The 14,864-nt window shown below is 75.1% G+C and carries 15 protein-coding genes; 4 read left to right on the top strand and 11 right to left on the bottom strand.

All coding sequences use genetic code 11. The annotated features are described in order from the left end of the window. Positions 1 to 15: 15 nt before the first annotated feature. Positions 16 to 918, bottom strand: a complete 903-nt coding sequence (locus ACIGG8_RS05150) for a dihydrodipicolinate synthase family protein (RefSeq protein WP_396545898.1) — start codon at positions 916 to 918, stop codon at positions 16 to 18. Between the two features lies 1 nt (position 919). Continuing rightward, the gene (locus tag ACIGG8_RS05155) at positions 920 to 1,741 is read right to left on the bottom strand and encodes an aldolase (protein WP_396545899.1); all 822 of its coding nucleotides are present in this window, start codon (positions 1,739 to 1,741) and stop codon (positions 920 to 922) included. A 372-nt stretch (positions 1,742 to 2,113) separates the two neighbouring features. On the opposite strand from ACIGG8_RS05155, the gene ACIGG8_RS05160 reads away from it, so the two are divergent. Together ACIGG8_RS05160 and ACIGG8_RS05165 are read left to right on the top strand one after the other, a co-directional pair. Further along, positions 2,114 to 3,541 carry a phytoene desaturase family protein gene (locus ACIGG8_RS05160; RefSeq protein WP_396545900.1) on the top strand — a complete coding sequence of 476 codons (1,428 nt, stop codon included), beginning with the start codon at positions 2,114 to 2,116 and terminating at the stop codon, positions 3,539 to 3,541. A gap of 187 nt (positions 3,542 to 3,728) precedes the next feature. Next, positions 3,729 to 4,457, top strand: a complete 729-nt coding sequence (locus ACIGG8_RS05165; RefSeq protein WP_396545901.1) for a phosphatase PAP2 family protein — start codon at positions 3,729 to 3,731, stop codon at positions 4,455 to 4,457. A 78-nt stretch (positions 4,458 to 4,535) separates the two neighbouring features. Here ACIGG8_RS05165 and ACIGG8_RS05170 read toward each other — a convergent pair whose 3' ends face one another. The 6 genes from ACIGG8_RS05170 to ACIGG8_RS05195 form a co-directional block, all read right to left on the bottom strand. Then, positions 4,536 to 5,213 carry a response regulator gene (locus ACIGG8_RS05170; RefSeq protein ID WP_396545902.1) on the bottom strand — a complete coding sequence of 226 codons (678 nt, stop codon included), beginning with the start codon at positions 5,211 to 5,213 and terminating at the stop codon, positions 4,536 to 4,538. Continuing rightward, on the bottom strand, positions 5,210 to 6,520 hold the full coding sequence (locus ACIGG8_RS05175; protein WP_396545903.1) for a histidine kinase: 1,311 nt from the start codon (positions 6,518 to 6,520) through the stop codon (positions 5,210 to 5,212). Before ACIGG8_RS05175 ends, ACIGG8_RS05170 begins: the two co-directional genes overlap by 4 nt. Positions 6,521 to 6,725: 205 nt before the next feature. Further along, the gene (locus tag ACIGG8_RS05180; protein ID WP_350522799.1) at positions 6,726 to 7,574 is read right to left on the bottom strand and encodes an ABC transporter permease; all 849 of its coding nucleotides are present in this window, start codon (positions 7,572 to 7,574) and stop codon (positions 6,726 to 6,728) included. Beyond that, positions 7,571 to 8,527 carry an ATP-binding cassette domain-containing protein gene (locus ACIGG8_RS05185; protein WP_396545904.1) on the bottom strand — a complete coding sequence of 319 codons (957 nt, stop codon included), beginning with the start codon at positions 8,525 to 8,527 and terminating at the stop codon, positions 7,571 to 7,573. The genes ACIGG8_RS05180 and ACIGG8_RS05185 overlap by 4 nt, the downstream gene beginning before the upstream one ends. Before the next feature lie 180 nt (positions 8,528 to 8,707). After that, on the bottom strand, positions 8,708 to 9,136 hold the full coding sequence (locus tag ACIGG8_RS05190; protein WP_396545905.1) for a cupin domain-containing protein: 429 nt from the start codon (positions 9,134 to 9,136) through the stop codon (positions 8,708 to 8,710). Beyond that, positions 9,133 to 10,698, bottom strand: coding sequence for an MFS transporter (locus ACIGG8_RS05195; protein ID WP_396545906.1), 1,566 nt, complete (start codon positions 10,696 to 10,698; stop codon positions 9,133 to 9,135). Before ACIGG8_RS05195 ends, ACIGG8_RS05190 begins: the two co-directional genes overlap by 4 nt. Positions 10,699 to 10,754: 56 nt before the next feature. Between ACIGG8_RS05195 and ACIGG8_RS05200 the strand changes: the two genes are divergently transcribed. Then, positions 10,755 to 11,426 carry a TetR/AcrR family transcriptional regulator gene (locus ACIGG8_RS05200; RefSeq protein WP_350522803.1) on the top strand — a complete coding sequence of 224 codons (672 nt, stop codon included), beginning with the start codon at positions 10,755 to 10,757 and terminating at the stop codon, positions 11,424 to 11,426. Between the two features lie 10 nt (positions 11,427 to 11,436). On the opposite strand, the gene ACIGG8_RS05205 is transcribed toward ACIGG8_RS05200, so the two are convergent. The 3 genes from ACIGG8_RS05205 to ACIGG8_RS05215 form a co-directional block, all read right to left on the bottom strand. Continuing rightward, positions 11,437 to 12,417 carry a hypothetical protein gene (locus tag ACIGG8_RS05205; protein ID WP_396545907.1) on the bottom strand — a complete coding sequence of 327 codons (981 nt, stop codon included), beginning with the start codon at positions 12,415 to 12,417 and terminating at the stop codon, positions 11,437 to 11,439. 65 nt (positions 12,418 to 12,482) lie between these two features. After that, complete coding sequence (locus ACIGG8_RS05210) at positions 12,483 to 12,860, bottom strand: hypothetical protein (protein ID WP_350628471.1); 378 nt, start codon at positions 12,858 to 12,860, stop codon at positions 12,483 to 12,485. A 283-nt stretch (positions 12,861 to 13,143) separates the two neighbouring features. Continuing rightward, positions 13,144 to 13,824 carry a TetR family transcriptional regulator gene (locus ACIGG8_RS05215; protein WP_396545908.1) on the bottom strand — a complete coding sequence of 227 codons (681 nt, stop codon included), beginning with the start codon at positions 13,822 to 13,824 and terminating at the stop codon, positions 13,144 to 13,146. Positions 13,825 to 13,904: 80 nt separating this feature from the next. Here ACIGG8_RS05215 and ACIGG8_RS05220 point away from each other — a divergent pair, with 80 nt between their 5' ends. Next, positions 13,905 to 14,804, top strand: coding sequence for an SDR family NAD(P)-dependent oxidoreductase (locus ACIGG8_RS05220; protein ID WP_396545909.1), 900 nt, complete (start codon positions 13,905 to 13,907; stop codon positions 14,802 to 14,804). Positions 14,805 to 14,864: the final 60 nt, after the last annotated feature.

The following is a 14,864-nucleotide window of genomic DNA, read 5'->3' on the forward strand; positions in this document are numbered from 1 at the left end:
GCCCGGCGCGCGGGCTCAGGCCGGCGCGCCGGCGCCCGCCTCGGCCAGCAGCGCGGCCAGCCGCTCCGCCCGCTCCCCGGCCAGCGGCAGCAGCGGCCGCCGCGGCTCGCCGACGTCCAGGCCGCGCAGCGCCAGGCCCGCCTTGACCGTGGTCGGCAGGCCGCCGCCGGTCAGGAACTGCAGCACCGGCAGCTGCCGGTAGAAGACCTGCCGGGCGGTGTCCAGCGCTCCGGCGCGCACCGCCCGGTACAGGGCCAGGGTGAGCTCCGGGATCAGACAGGGCGCCGCCGTGCACCAGCCGGCCGCGCCGGCCGCGAAGGCCTCCAGCGCCAGCGGGTTGGAGCCGTTGTAGAACGGCAGGGCGCCGTCGGACAGTTGGGCGAGCCGGTGCATCCGCTGGATGTCGCCGCTGCTCTCCTTGACCATGGTGATGTTCTCCACCCGGTCGACCAGCCGGTGCAGGAGTTCCGGCGGGAGGTCCACCCCGGCGGTGGCCGGGTTGTTGTAGACCATCAGCGGGATGCCGATCGCGCCGGCGATCTCCTCGTAGTGCCGGGTGACCTCCCGTTCGTCCAGCCTCCAGTAGGACAGCGGCAGCACCATCACCACGTCGGCGCCGACCTGCTCGGCGTACCGGGCCCGGCGGACGGCGCTGCGGGTGGTGAGGTCGGCGATGCCGACCACGGTCGGCACCCGGCCCGCGACGGCGGCGACCGACGCCTCGGTGACGTCGAACCACTCCCGGTCGTCGAGGTAGGCGCTCTCGCCGGTGGACCCCAGCGGGGCGATCGCGTGGCAGCCGGAGGCGACCAGCCGCTCGATCAGCTCGGCGAGCCGGGTGAGGTCCGGGCTGCCGTCGGTGCGGGAGAACGGGGTCACCGGGTAGGCGATGATCCCGTCGAGGACGGTCGCGGCCATCTCAGGAGTCCTTCCGGGTGGGGGCGGCAGCGGGCAGGTGGTCCACGGCGTCGCCGTGTCCGGCGCGCAGTGCGCGGCGGGCGTAGTAGGCGAAGTTCGCCTGGCCGCGCTTGGGGGTGGAGATCCAGTCGTGCGCCTCCTGCGCCAGCAGCTCGGGGATCTCCTGGATCCTCCCCGCGGCGCTCGCCAGCAGCTGGAGCTTCGCGGCCCGTTCGAAGAGCAGGGCCAGGGTGCAGGCCTCCTCGACGGTCCCGGTGGCGACCAGCTGGCCGTGGTGGGCCAGCAACAGCGCGCGCTTGTCGCCGAGCGCGGCCGCGATGATCTCGCCCTCCTCGTTGCCGACCGGGATGCCGGGCCACTTCTCCAGGAACGCGCAGTCGTCGTACAGCGGGCAGGTGTCCATGTGCGAGACGACCAGCGGGGTTTCGAGCATGGACAGCGCGGAGATGTGCAGCGGGTGGGTGTGGATGATGCAGTTGACGTCCGGTCGGGCGCGGTAGACCCAGCTGTGGAACCGGTTGGCCGGGTTGGCCATCCCGTCGCCCTCCAGGACGTCGAGGTCCTCGTCCACCAGCAGCAGGTTGGACTCGGTGATCTCGTCGAAGCCGAGTCCCAGGCGCTGCGTGTAGTAGGTGCCCGGGCGTTCGGCCCGGGCGGTGATCTGCCCGGCCAGGCCGGAGTCGTGCCCGGCGTCGAACAGGATGCGGCAGGTCAGCGCGAGCTTCTGGCGCACCGTCCAGCCGCTGTCGGGGATCGCGGCCTGCATCCGGCGGCGGGCGAGGTCCACCAGCTCGGACTTGTCCGCTTCGAACGTGTCGGCCATGCCGTGGTTCTCCTTCACTTCCCAGGGGTGTTCGGCCCTGCGGGGCGGGGCGGAGGCGCAGCGGAGCGGGCAGTGCACGGCAGCGGGCAGCGGGCAGCGGGCAGCGGGCAGCGGGCAGCGCACGGTAGCGACCCGCGCCGGCCGGACCTCCGGGAGCGCCTCGGCGAGGACACGATGTCCACCATAGGACACAACGTGTCCTGCGTCGACCGTCGGTTCCGGACCGGTGCCGGACCGTACACGGCGGTGCTCCACCGGAAGTGACGACGGCTCAGCTCGAACACGGCGCGGGCACGGCTCGGCGCGGCTCGGCGGAGACGGACACCGGGGATCATCATGGGTCCCGGGAGAAGGTTCACCGGGAGGCAGCACATGACCGATGCCGTCGTCGTCGGCTCCGGGCCCAACGGCCTGGCCGGCGCCGTCACGCTCGCCGAGCACGGCCTCACGGTCACCGTGCTGGAGGCCGCCGAGGAGATCGGCGGCGGCGCCCGCAGCGGCGAGAGCACCCTGCCCGGCCTGCTGCACGACCACTGCTCGGCGGTGCACCCGTTCGGCGTGGCCTCCCCACTGCTGCGCTCCCCCGACCTCACCCGGCACGGACTGGAGTGGGCCTGGCCCGAGGTCGACCTGGCGCACCCGCTCGACGGCGGGGAGGCGGCCGCGGCCGTGCGATCGGTCCGCGACACCGCCCGCGCCCTCGGCGCCGACGCCGACGCCTGGCTGCGGGTGTTCGCCCGGCCCGGCGAGCACTTCGACGCCCTGGCCGAGGACGTACTGCGCCCCCTGCTGCGGTTCCCCCGGCACCCCCTGCTGCTCGCCGACTTCGGCCGACGGGCCGCCCTGCCCGCCACGCTGCTCGCCCGCACCTGGCGCACCGCCCGGGCCCGGGCCCTGTTCGCCGGCGCCGCCGCACACGCCTTCCGCCCGCTCGACCGGCCCCTCACCTCCGCCGTCGGCCTGCTCCTCCTCGCCGCCGCGCACCACCGCGGGTGGCCGGTCGCCCGGGGCGGCTCCGGCCGGATCACCGCGGCCCTCGCGGCGCGGCTCGCCGAACTCGGCGGACGCATCGAGACCGGACACCCGGTCCGCGCACTGGCCGACCTGCCGCCCTGCCGGATCGTCCTGCTGGACGTCGCGCCCGGCGCGGCCGCCGACCTCTGCGGCGACCGGCTGCCCCCACGGGTACGGCGCGCCTACCGGCGCTGGCGGTACGGGCCCGCGGCGTTCCGCATGGACTTCGCCGTCCAGGGCGGCGTCCCGTGGCGCCACCCGGACTGCCGCCGGGCCGGCACCGTGCACCTCGGGGGCACCCTGGAGCAAGTCGCCCACGCCGAACGGGAGACCGCCCGCGGCCGGCTGCCCGCACGCCCCTTCGTCCTGGTCGCCCAGCAGTACCTCGCCGACCCCGGCCGCTCCCGCGGCGACGTCCACCCCGTGTACGCCTACGCCCACGTGCCGCACGGCTTCGACGGGGACGCCTCCTGGGCGGTCCTCGCCCAGATCGAACGCTTCGCGCCCGGGTTCCGCGAGCGCGTGCTGGCGACCACCACCCTGCCGACCCGCCACCTGCCCCGCCACAACCCCAACCTCGTCGGCGGCGACATCAGCACGGGCGCCAACACCGCCCGCCAGACCGTCCTGCGCCCGCGCGCCGCCCTCGACCCGTACGCCACCGGCATCCCCGGCGTCCACCTCTGCTCCGCCGCCACCCCACCCGGCGCCGGCGTCCACGGCCTGTGCGGAATCCACGCGGCCCGCTCCGCCCTGCGACACGCGGGGATCCCGGTGACCGGCTGAGCGGTCGGCGTCGGCGTCGGCGTCGGGGTGTCCAATGCCGTCGGCGGCGCCGTCGGGCGGGCGCAGCCGACCGGGCGTGGCAGCGCCCAGCCGGGCGGTGGTCGCCGCGAGCATGGGGACGGTGCCGCCGTCCGCCCGGTCGGCGGCAGCGGCAGGCTCCCGGCCCCGAGGAAAGGCGTCGTACCCGATGAACCGACCGCCGAGGACCGTGCGCCCGCCCCGGCCCGCCGCGCCGGAGGCCCGCGCCAGGCGACGGTGGCTCCTCGTCGCGGGCGTCGCCGCCGCGCTGTTCACCGCCCTCGCCGTGCTGCTGGCCACCCGCGCCTGGGCGCCGTTCCCCTTCGAGCGGGCGGCCGCCGACTGGGCCGCCGACCACCGCCCGGCGGTCGCCCGGAGCTCGGCCGTCGCACTCACCCGGCTCGGCAGCGCCGTGGTGCCCTACCTCCTCGCCCTGGCCGCCGGGGCCGTCAGCGTCCGCGCCACGCCCGCGCCGCGGCCCGTCCGCCGAACCGCCCTCCAGCTGGCGGCGCCGGTGCTGTGGCTGATCGCGGGCCAGCTCCTACGGCTGGGCGTGATGCACGCCTGCGGACGGCCCCGGCCGCCCCAGGCGGAGTGGGCGACGGACGCGTCCGGGTTCTCCTTCCCGTCCGGCCACTCCTTCACCTCCGCCGTCAGCTCCGGCCTGCTCGCCCTGGCCGTCGCCCGGGCCCACCCGGCGGCGGCCCGGGCCGCCGCCGGGTGGGCCGCCGTGTTCACCCTGGTGGTCGGCCTCAGCCGGATCTACCTCGGGGTGCACTGGCCCCTGGACGTCCTCGGCAGCTGGCTCCTCGCCGCCGGATGGCTCGCGATCGGCGCCGTGGTCCTGCACCCGCTCCAGCCCACCGCCGCACCTCCGGACACCGGCGGCGCAGCCTGACCCGCTCGGGCCGCCCTCGCGGCCCGCACCCCCGGACCGCTCGCCGGACGCCCGACCGCCGGTGGCGCCCGCGGCGGCTCAGACCGGCGGCTGCGGCCGCGTCAGCCCGCGGTCGTACGCGAAGATCACCGCCTGCACGCGGTCCCGGGCGCCGATCTTCGCCAGGACCCGACTGACGTGCGTCTTGACGGTCGACTCCGCGAGGACGAGGCGTGCGGCGATCTCGCCGTTGGTCCAGCCGTGGGCGATGGCGACGAGGATCTCCCGTTCGCGCTCGGTCAGGGCCTCCAGCTGCGGGTCTGCGACGGGCGCCGCGCCGGGCGGGCGGACCGGCAGGTGGTGGGCGTAGGTGTCGAGCAGTCGGCGGGTGATGGCGGGTGCGACGACGGCGTCGCCCTCGGCGACGGAGCGGATCCCGGAGAGCAGGTCCTCGGGGCGGGCGTCCTTGAGCAGGAAGCCGCTGGCTCCGGCGCGCAGGGCGGCGTGGGCGTACTCGTCGAGGTCGAAGGTGGTCAGCACGAGGATGCGGGAGCGGCCGCCGGTGGCGACGATCCGGCGGGTGGCGTCGATGCCGTCCATGCCGGGCATCCGGATGTCCATCAGCACGACGTCGGGCCGCAGGTCGGCGGTCAGCCGGACGGCCTCGGCGCCGTGGGCGGCCTCGCCGACCACCTCGGTGTCGGGTTGGCTCTCCAGCAGCATGCGGAAGCCGTAGCGCTGGAGTGGCTGGTCGTCCACGATGAGGACGGTGGTCACGTCGGGCCGCCTGTCGGGTCGGGGGTGAGGTCGAGTACGGCCTCCACGGTCCATCCTGCACCGGGGCCCGGTCCGGCCGTGACGCTGCCGCCGTACAGCGCCGCGCGTTCGCGGATGCCGGCGAGGCCTTGGCCCTCGCCGCCGGGGTGGGCGGGGGTGCGCACGCCGGGGGGCGGGCCGCTGTCCTGGACGCGGACCCGCAGGCCGTCGGTGCCGGCGCTCAGGGTGACGTGGGCCCGGGTGTCGGGGCCGGCGTGCTTGAGGGCGTTGGTGAGCGACTCCTGGACGATGCGGTAGGCCATCAGCTGCATGCCCCGGTCGAGGTGGCCGAGGTCTCCGGCGGCGGTGTAGACCACCTGGGGGCCGGCGGCGCGGATGCGGGCGCACAGCCCGTCGAGGTCGGCGATGCCGGGCTGCGGGGTGAACTCGGCGGTCTCCTCGCCCTGCTCCCGCAGGACGCCGAGCATCCGGCGCAGTTCGCCGAGAGCCTGGCGGCTGGTGTCGCCGATCAGCTGCAGGGCCTCCCGGCCGCGTTCGGGGGCGGCCTGGGCCGCGTAGGCGCCGCCGTCGGCGAGGGTGACGATGACGGACAGGTTGTGGCCGATGATGTCGTGCATCTCGCGGGCCACCCGGGCGCGCTCGGTGGCGGCGGCGAGTCGGCTGCGCTGGTCGCGTTCGATCTCCAGGCGGGCCGCGCGTTCGCGCAGTCCGGCGAGCTGGGCGCGCCGGATGCGGACCGCGATGCCGAGGGCGACGGCCGCCGTCGCGGCGCTGAACAGGAAGAACAGGGCGTCGCCGACGGGCAGCCCGCCGCCGGAGACGGCCACCGCGACCAGGGCGATGGCGCCGACCATGGCGCCGCAGGACCAGGCCAGGTGCCGCAGCCGGCCGTGCAGGGCCAGGCTGTAGAGGGCGACCAGCAGGGCGGCGTCGGCGCGCAGGCCGACGCCCAGCGACCACTGCAGGACGAACACCGCCATGATCGCGACGAAGGCCTCCGTGGGCCGGCGGCGGCGCCACAGCAGCGGGACGACCAGGCCCGCCTGCAGCGCGAGCATCGCGGCCAGCGGCGGCCGGGCGAGGACGATCCGGTGCTCGCGCGGGCCGCCGTCGCCGTGCCAGGGGAACAGGTCGGGCAGGCAGAAGACGACGAAGACGGCGACGACCACGGCGGTGTCGAGCACCCACGGGTGGTTGCGGTCGGCCTGGCGCACCCGTTGGCCGATCCGGGCCAGGCGCGCGAACACCGGGCCGGAGAGGATCTCGGCTCCGGCGGACGGGTCCGTGGAGGTGACGTGGTCGCTCACCGGGGGCACCTCCGTGGTTCTGCAAGCGCTCGGCGATCGTGGGGACGATCGCGGAAGGGATCCGGGCCGGGATCGTGGACGGTTTCGCGGCCGGGATCGTGGAGAGCGGCGCCGGTCCGTGCCGACGCCGCCCTCCGAGTCTCTCAGGCCCGCGGGTGCCGCGGGCCTCGTGGGTGCCGCGGGTGCCGCGGGCCTGAAGGGTGGGTCAGGCGTCGGTGCGCACCAGGCGTACGGCGGCTCCCGCCAGGGCGAGGACCGTCCAGCCCAGGAAGACGACCAGCCCGGCCGTCGGCGAGAGCGTGGTGGCGTCGTGCTGGAGGGCGAACATCGCCTGGCCCGCGTGGCTGGGCAGGTAGGGGCTGATGTGGTCCTGCCAGGAGCTGGGCAGCAGCGCGGTGAGGCCGGGGATCAGCATCAGGGAGGCCACCAGGACGGCGATGCCGCCGGCCACCGAGCGCAGCAGGGCGCCGAGCGCGACGCCGATCACGCCGACCAGCGCGAGGTAGAGCCCGGCCCCGAACAGGCCGCGCACGACCCCGGCGTCGGAGATGGTCATCGCGGCGCGGGTGCTCGCGAGGATCCGGCTGTCGACGAGGAAGGCGGTGAACGCGCCGGCGGTGCCGAGCAGCAGCGCGATCACCCCGTACACGGTGGCCTTGGACCACAGCACCGGCAGGCGGCGCGGCACGGCGGCGAGCGTGGAGCGGATCATGCCGGTCGAGTACTCGCCGGCGGCGACCAGCACGCCGAGGACGCCGAGTGCCAGCTGGGAGAAGTTGGTGCCGAACAGCGACAGGCTGAGCGTGCTCGCGGCGGCGAAGTCCCGGTCCATCGGGCGGCCGTCGCTGATCCGCGACTTGAACTGGGACGCGGCGATCAGGCCGAAGGCGACCAGGAACAGCAGGGCGAGGCCGAGGGTGATCCAGGTGGAGCGCAGCGACCACAGCTTCGCCCACTCGGAGCGCAGCACGCGCAGCGCCGTGACCTTGTACGCGGGGCGGGCGGCGGGCAGGTCCGTCGGAGCGGACGTGGCGCTGGGTGCGACGGTACTCATGCCACACTCCTGGTGGTCTCGGTGCCGGTGGTGCCGGCGGCAGTGGTGGTGGTGCCGTGGTACTCGACGGCGTCGCGGGTCAGCTCCATGAACGCCTCCTCCAGGGAGACCGTCCGGGGGGTGAGCTCGAACAGGGCGATGCCCTGCTCGGCGGCGGCGAGGCCGATCTCGCGGGCCGTGCGGCCGCTGACGAGGAGCTCCTCCGAACCGGCCCGGCCGGTGATCTCCACTCCCGGTCCGGCGAGCGCGGTGCGCAGCCCGGCCGGGTCCGCGCTGGCGACCTTGACCACGTCGCCGCCGGCCTCGCGGACCAGGTCCTGCACGGTGGTGTCGGCCAGCAGCCGGCCCCGTCCGACGACGATCAGGTGGTCGGCGACGAGGGCCATCTCGCTCATCAGGTGCGAGGACACGAAGACGGTGCGTCCCTCGGCGGCGAGCCCGGTGAGGAGGTTGCGGATCCACAGGACGCCCTCGGGGTCGAGGCCGTTGACGGGCTCGTCCAGCATCACGGTGGCCGGGTCGCCGAGCAGGGCCGAGGCGATGCCGAGCCGCTGGCCCATGCCGAGCGAGAACGCCCCGGCGCGCTTGCGGGCCACCGACTGCAGCCCGGTCATCTCGATGACCTCCTCGACCCGGCGGCGCGGGATGCCGTGGGTGTGGGCCTGGGCCATCAGGTGGTTGAAGGCGGAGCGTCCGGGGTGGATCGACTTGGCCTCCAGCAGCGCGCCGACCTCCTGCAGCGGCGCCGCGTGCTCGGCGTAGCGGCGGCCGTTGACGCGGACCGTCCCGCCGGTGGGGGCGTCGAGTCCGACGATCATCCGCATGGTGGTGGACTTGCCCGCCCCGTTGGGCCCGAGGAAGCCCGTCACCGTACCGGGCCGGACCGTGAAGTCCAGCCGGTCGACGGCCGTCTTCTCGCCGTACCGCTTGGTCAGCTGGTGCGCCTCGATCATCGGTCATCCCTGTGCTCCGGGGCCGGGCCGTCCCGGCCGCCCTGGTCTTCCACGCTAGGGGGCGGGGACGGCCCGGACCGTGGTACCGGGGGCCGATCATCGGCGCGCCCGTAGTACCGCGGTACCACGGGCTTCGCGGCGTTCCGGGGCGCCGCTGCCGCGTGGCCGGCGGCCTCCGGTTCAGTGGGAGCCGGTGCGCCGTTCGAGGCGGGTGTCGCTGCGCCGTTCGAGGCGGGTGCCGGTGCGCAGGGTGATCGACATCAGGTCGCTGGGGGCGTCGAGCTCCAGGCGGTGCCAGCGGCCCCGCGGGACGATGACCGCGCGGCCGGCCGTCAGCCGTACCGTCTCCTCGGCGTCCCCGGGCGCGGCGGGGCGGAAGTGTACGCGGACTCCGCCGGTCAGACAGCAGACCGCTTCCTCGGCCGCTGGGTGCATCTCCCAGTGGTCGGCGTGGACGTCGGCGTCGGTCTCCACGTGGAAGGTGGCGACCTGCCAGGCGCCGGGGTCGCCGCCGGTCATCCGGCGTCCGGTGGCCAGGACGTTCCCGTCGGGGTGGATGTGCAGGGCCGAGGCGAAGAGGTCGACCGCGGTGGTCGGGGTCGTCGTCATGCGGGGGTTCCTTCCGGTTGCTTCTCCGCCGGGGCGGCGGGTCGGGGGCCGGGGGTGTCCGGCCGGCGGCGGGGCAGCACGACGGTCGCCACGACCGCCGCGAGGACGAAGAGGGCGGCGCAGACGGCCAGCCCCACGGCGTAGCCGTCGTTGAGCGCGCCGGGGTCGGTGGAGGTTCCGGTGCGGTGGGCGGCGACGGTGGCGAGGGCGGCCAGCCCGACGCAGCCGCCGAGTTGGCGCGAGCTGTTGAGCAGCCCGGAGGCCCGGCCGGCTTCGTGCGCGGCGATGCCGGTGGTCGCGGCGGCGGCGACCGGCGCGAGCACCAGCCCGGTGCCGATGCTGGTCACGAGGGACGGGCCGAGGACGTCGGTGAGGAACCCGCCGTCAGGGCTGATGCCGGCGAACCAGGCCAGGCCCGCGGCGGCCAGGAGGGCGCCGGGTACGAGCGCGGCGCGCGGGCCGCGGGCCGCCGTGACCCGGGTGGCGACGACGGTGCCCGCGACCAGCCCTGCCGAGAAGGGCAGGAACGCGGCACCGGTGGCCGCCGCGCCCAGGCCCAGCACCTGCTGCAGGCAGAGGGAGACGAAGTAGAAGGCGGTGAACTGCCCTGCGGCGGCCAGGAACACCAGCAGGTTGGCCCCGGCGACCCAGCGGCTGCGCAGCAGGCCGAGGCGCAACAGCGGTGCGGGCGCCCGGGTTTCGGTGACGACGAAGGCGGCCAGCAGTACGGCCGCGGCGGCGAGCGTGGCCAGGGTGGCCGGGGCGGTCCACCCCCGGGCCTCGGTCCGGACGACGCCGAACACCAGCAGCCCCACTCCCCCGGTCGCGAGGACGGCGCCGGGCACGTCCGGCCGCTCCCGTCGGGCGGACCGTTCCTCGGCGGACCGTACGCCGACGGGCCGTTCGCCGGAGGACCGTACGCCGACGGGCCGTCCGCCGGAGGACCGTACGCCGACGGGCCGTCCGCCGGAGGACCGTACGCCGACGGGCCGTCCGCCGGCGGGCCCGGCCGCGGGGAGCAGCGCGAGGGCCACCGCCACGACGGGCAGGTTGACCAGCATGACCCAGCGCCAGCTCGCGTACTCGGTGAGCAGTCCGCCCGCGAGGACGCCGAGGGCGCCGCCCGCCGCGTTGGCCGCGCTCCACACGCCGAGCGCGCGGACCCGGCGGGGGCCCTCGGTGAACGTGGTGGTGAGCATCGCGAGCGCGGCCGGGGCGGCGGCCGCGGCGCCGATGCCCTGGCCGGCGCGGGCGGCGACCAGTTGCCATGGCTCCTGGGCCAGCCCGCCCGCGAGGGAGCAGAGTCCGAAGACGGCCAGGCCGGTGACGAGCAGGCGCCGCCGGCCGTAGAGGTCGCAGGCGCGGCCGCCGAGCAGCAGGAGGCCGCCGAAGGTGAGTGCGTAGACGTGCACGACCCAGGACAGGTCGAGTGGTGCGAATCCCAGGGCGGTGCGGATCGCGGGCAGGGCGACGTTGACCACCGACATGTCCAGCGCGAAGACGAACTGCGCGACGGTCACCGCCGCCAGCACCAGGCCGGGGCGTAACGAGTTTTTGTACATGTAAGGAAACTACCCCGGACGATCTCCGCTGTCGAGCGCCGGGGGATGATGGGGGCATGACGCAGCAGCCCGCCGCACCGCGCAAGGCCACCGGCCGCCCTCCCCGCATCTCCCGCGAGGAGGTCGTCGGCGCGGCCCGCCGGATCGTGACCGAGGAGGGCGTCGGGAAGCTGACGATGCGTCGCCTGGCCGCCGAGGTCGGCAGCACGCCGATGGCCCTCTACCACCACGTCCGCGACAAGGAGGAGTTGCTCGTCCTGCTGCTGGACGACCACGCCGCCCGCACCCTGACGCCCACCGGGCTGCCGGCCGAGCCGCGCGAGCGGGTCGTCACCGCGGCCGCCGCCATCCACCGGGCGCTCGCCGCCTGCCCCTGGATCGTGGAGGTCCTGACGGCCGACGACCTGATGTCCACCCACGCCCTGTGGTTCGTCGAGCAGATCGTCGACGGCCTGGTCGACTGCGGGCTCCCGCCCGAACGGGCCGTGCAGGGCTACCGGGCGATCTGGTACTACACCGCCGGCGAGATCGTGGTCCGGGCGACGGCAGCCCGCCGCCGCGCCGCGGACGACCGCCCGACCTACCGCGAACAGGTCTTCGCCGGACTCGACCCGGTCGCACTGCCCCGGCTCGCCGAGGTCGGCGAGCACTGGGAGCGGCTGACCGCCGAGGACACCTACGAGGACGGGCTGCGCTCCCTGGTGGCCGGACTGCTCACCGGCCGCTGAGCCGGCGGGCTCAGCCCTCGGCCTGCTCGCCGAGGATCCGCTCCGCCGCGCGGACCCGGTCCTCGATCCGCTGCCGGTACTCCGCCAGCGCCGGGCCGTGGCTCTCGACGTACCGGGTGTCGTAGGCGGACTGCACGGCCAGCGAGATGCCGACCAGGTTGGTCGACACCTTGCACGCCACGTCGTCGGAGGCCTGCCGGAGCTCCCGCGCCGAGTGCCGGACGGACACCACGCCGTTCACCTCGGCCGTCCCCGGCAGCAGGGAGGTGTCGGCCAGAACGTCCTGCGGCGTCGGGTAGCGGTAGCCCTTGGTCGCCATGCAGGAGCTCCACGCGGCGAAGGCGGCGCGGACGCGCGGATCGCCGGTGGGGACCCCGGGGCCGTGGTCCGGCAGGGCCTGCGGGTCGGGCAGCGGGAGCGCACCACCCGCGCCGCGGGTGCTCTCGCCCTTGCAGCCGCCGGCCGGAACGGCCTTGCCGGCGTACGCGGGCACCGCCTTCCCGGTCGGGTCCACCCCGTGCTCCACCGTCATCGTCTCCGGCGAGGGCGGTGCGGCCGCGGGTACGGGCGCGGCCGGCGCGGACCGGGCGGGGACCCGGTCGTACCCGCTCACGGCGGCCCGCTCCGGGTCGAAGAAGCCGTACAGCGGGGCGTGCGTGCGGTCGTACCGCAGGGCCTGCTCGTCGAACCCGATGAGGTCGGAGGCCACCGGCGGCAGTCCGAACTCCCGCATGCACCGCGCGTTCAGGGCGTTCGCGGCGGCCTGCAGGGTGGTGACCTGCTGCGGGGTCACCAGGTAGGTGTCGATGGGCCGGACGATCTGCTCCACCGTCGTGATGGTCGCGACGGGGCCGATGGCGGGCACCGCCGCCACGGCGCCGCCGCCGGAGGCCGGGCCGCAACCCGCGACGGCCGCCGCCGACACCGCGACCGACACCGCCAGGGCGAGCAGCCCGGCCGCGCGTCGGGTCGTACCGCGCAATGCGTTCATGACGAACCGTCCCTGGGAGCGGCGGCAGGCGCCGGGACCGTGCCCGGCGCCCGCCGCGGTGGAGACTAGGACCAGATGTTGACCGAGTACGTGGTCGAGTTCATGTCGATGTAGGGCGTGATGCTCCACGGGTTGAAGCGCGCGCCGGTGTCACGGCCGCCGCTGGTGTAGTAGTTGGTGTAACCGGTGTTCACACCCGAGCCCACGGCGGAGGTGCCGGTCATCCAGACGCTGAGCGTCTGGGAGCCGCTGCCCGTGAAACCGAAGCAGCGCACCGCGTGGTAGTTGTTCGGGCCACCGGAGTAGACGGTCACCCCGCGGCCCTGGGCGGCACCGCAGTCGATCGGCTTGACCTCGGCGCTGGCCGGCGCGGCGAGCGCGACGGTCCCGGCGAGGATGCCGCCGGCGACGGCGCTGACGACGAGCTTCCGGCTGATCTTCACGCGCGTTCTCCCTTGATCCGCTGTCCTGGAAAGTCCTGGAAGGCTGTTCACCGCAGGCCGGGCCTGCTGGAAGTGCGGTGGCACGGAGTCGGAGCCTCGGCGTGTTTCCCACCGTCGGTCTCCGGCCCGCCATCAGGGAATCGCATCGCCGGAGCCCTGGCGAGCGGGCTCCAGCGATCGTCGGGGCCGGCTCCACAGGCCGTCCGGCCGGCCACTCGGGATCCGCGAGAGGTTCCGTCCTGACCAGCGGTGGTCCGCTCCTGTCGAGGGCGCGCCCGGGCGGTCAGTCCCGTGCGGAAGCGGCCTCAGCGGCCAGCCCGACGATCGTCGCGGTCAGGATGCGGGCCAGCCGGGGTTCGACCTCGATGACGGCGTGGGCGAGGCGCGGGTCGCTCCGGTAGAGGGCCGCGACCTCCGCACCCGGGTTCGCGATCTGCCACATCGCCCCGGCGAGCGAGACGGCGGTGGCGACCAGGTCGACCACGTCCTGGTCGCTCAGGGCGGGCACCTGCGCCCGGACGGCTGCGGCGATCGGCTCGCGGGCCGCGCGGGTGGCGAGCTTGAAGTCACGCACCGCGTCGAGCGAGACGTGGCGTTCGAGGTTGAGCGGGGCGTGCGCGAGCAGGTCGCAGAACAGCCCGCGAGCCGCGAGGGTCCCGGCGAACGCCCGGGCCACGGCCGCCGGGCCCGGGTCCTCGGCCTCCCGCAGCAGGGCGGACAGCGCGTCCGACCACTCCTGCCAGCCCTCCGCGGTCAGCCGCAGGAAGATCTCCTCGCGCGTCTCGAAGTACCGCAGCAGCGCCGACTTGTGCATCCCCACCGCGGTGGCGATGTCGGTCAGGGAGACGTCCCTGATGCCGCGCTCGCGGCCGAGTGCCCGGGCCGCCTCCAGGATCGAGGCCTCGCGCTGCCGCTTGGCCTCGGGCGAGCGCGCCCGCCGGAACTCCGATGCTGCTGCTTCCACCCGGCCATCGTAGAGCAACACCGTTGCCGTATTACCACAACACCGTTGCGCTATTACCGCAACGGTGTTTTACTAAGGGCATGGAACAGATCGTGGAACAGACCGTGGAACAGACGTGGTTCATCACCGGCAGCTCCCGCGGCTTCGGCCGCACCCTCGTCCGCGCCGCCCTCGAAGCCGGCCACAGGGTGGCCGCGACCGCCCGCCGCCCCGGTCAACTCAGCGACCTCGTCGAGGAGTTCGGCGACCAGGTCCTCCCGGTCGCGCTCGACGTCACCGACCCGGAGGCCGCCCGCGCGGCCCTCGCCGAGGCGCACGCGCACTTCGGCCGGATCGACGTGCTGGTGAACAACGCCGGCTACGCCAACGTCTCGCCGATCGAGACCACCGAGGACGCCGACTTCCGCGCCCAGTTCGAGACGAACTTCTGGGGCGTCTACAACGTCACCAAGGCGGCCCTCCCGCTGCTGCGCGAACAGAAGGGCGGTCTGGTCATCCAGTTCTCGTCCATGGGCGGGAGGGTCGGCGGCTCGCCCGGCATCGCCTCCTACCAGGCGGCGAAGTTCGCCATCGACGGGTTCAGTCGCGTCCTGCGGGCCGAGACCGCGCCGTTCGGCGTGAAGGTGCTGGTCGTCGAACCCAGCGGCTTCCGCACCGACTGGGCCGGCTCCTCGATGCTCGTCCACGACATCCCGGAGGCCTACGACGAGACGGTCGGTGCCGTCCACCGGCGGCTCCGGCAGGGCGGCGACGGAGCGAGCACGGCCGGCGACCCCGTCCGCGCCGCCGAGATCCTGGTCCGGATGGCCAAGCGGCGCGACATCCCCCACCACCTGCCCCTCGGCGTCAACGCGGCCGAGGGCTCCATCGCCATGGACCGCGAACTGCTCGCGGACGACACCAAGTGGCGCGAGGTCTCGCGCTCGGCGGACTTCGCCGAGGCCTACCCGGTGCTCTTCCCGCCGGACCAGGCCGACTGACCGACTGACCGACGGGCTGACTGAGCGCCGGGCCGACGGGCCGATGCACCGCCGGACCGG

The sequence above is a fragment of the Kitasatospora sp. NPDC085464 genome (assembly GCF_044541955.1).
In the GTDB taxonomy this organism is placed as follows: Bacteria; Actinomycetota; Actinomycetes; order Streptomycetales; family Streptomycetaceae; genus Kitasatospora.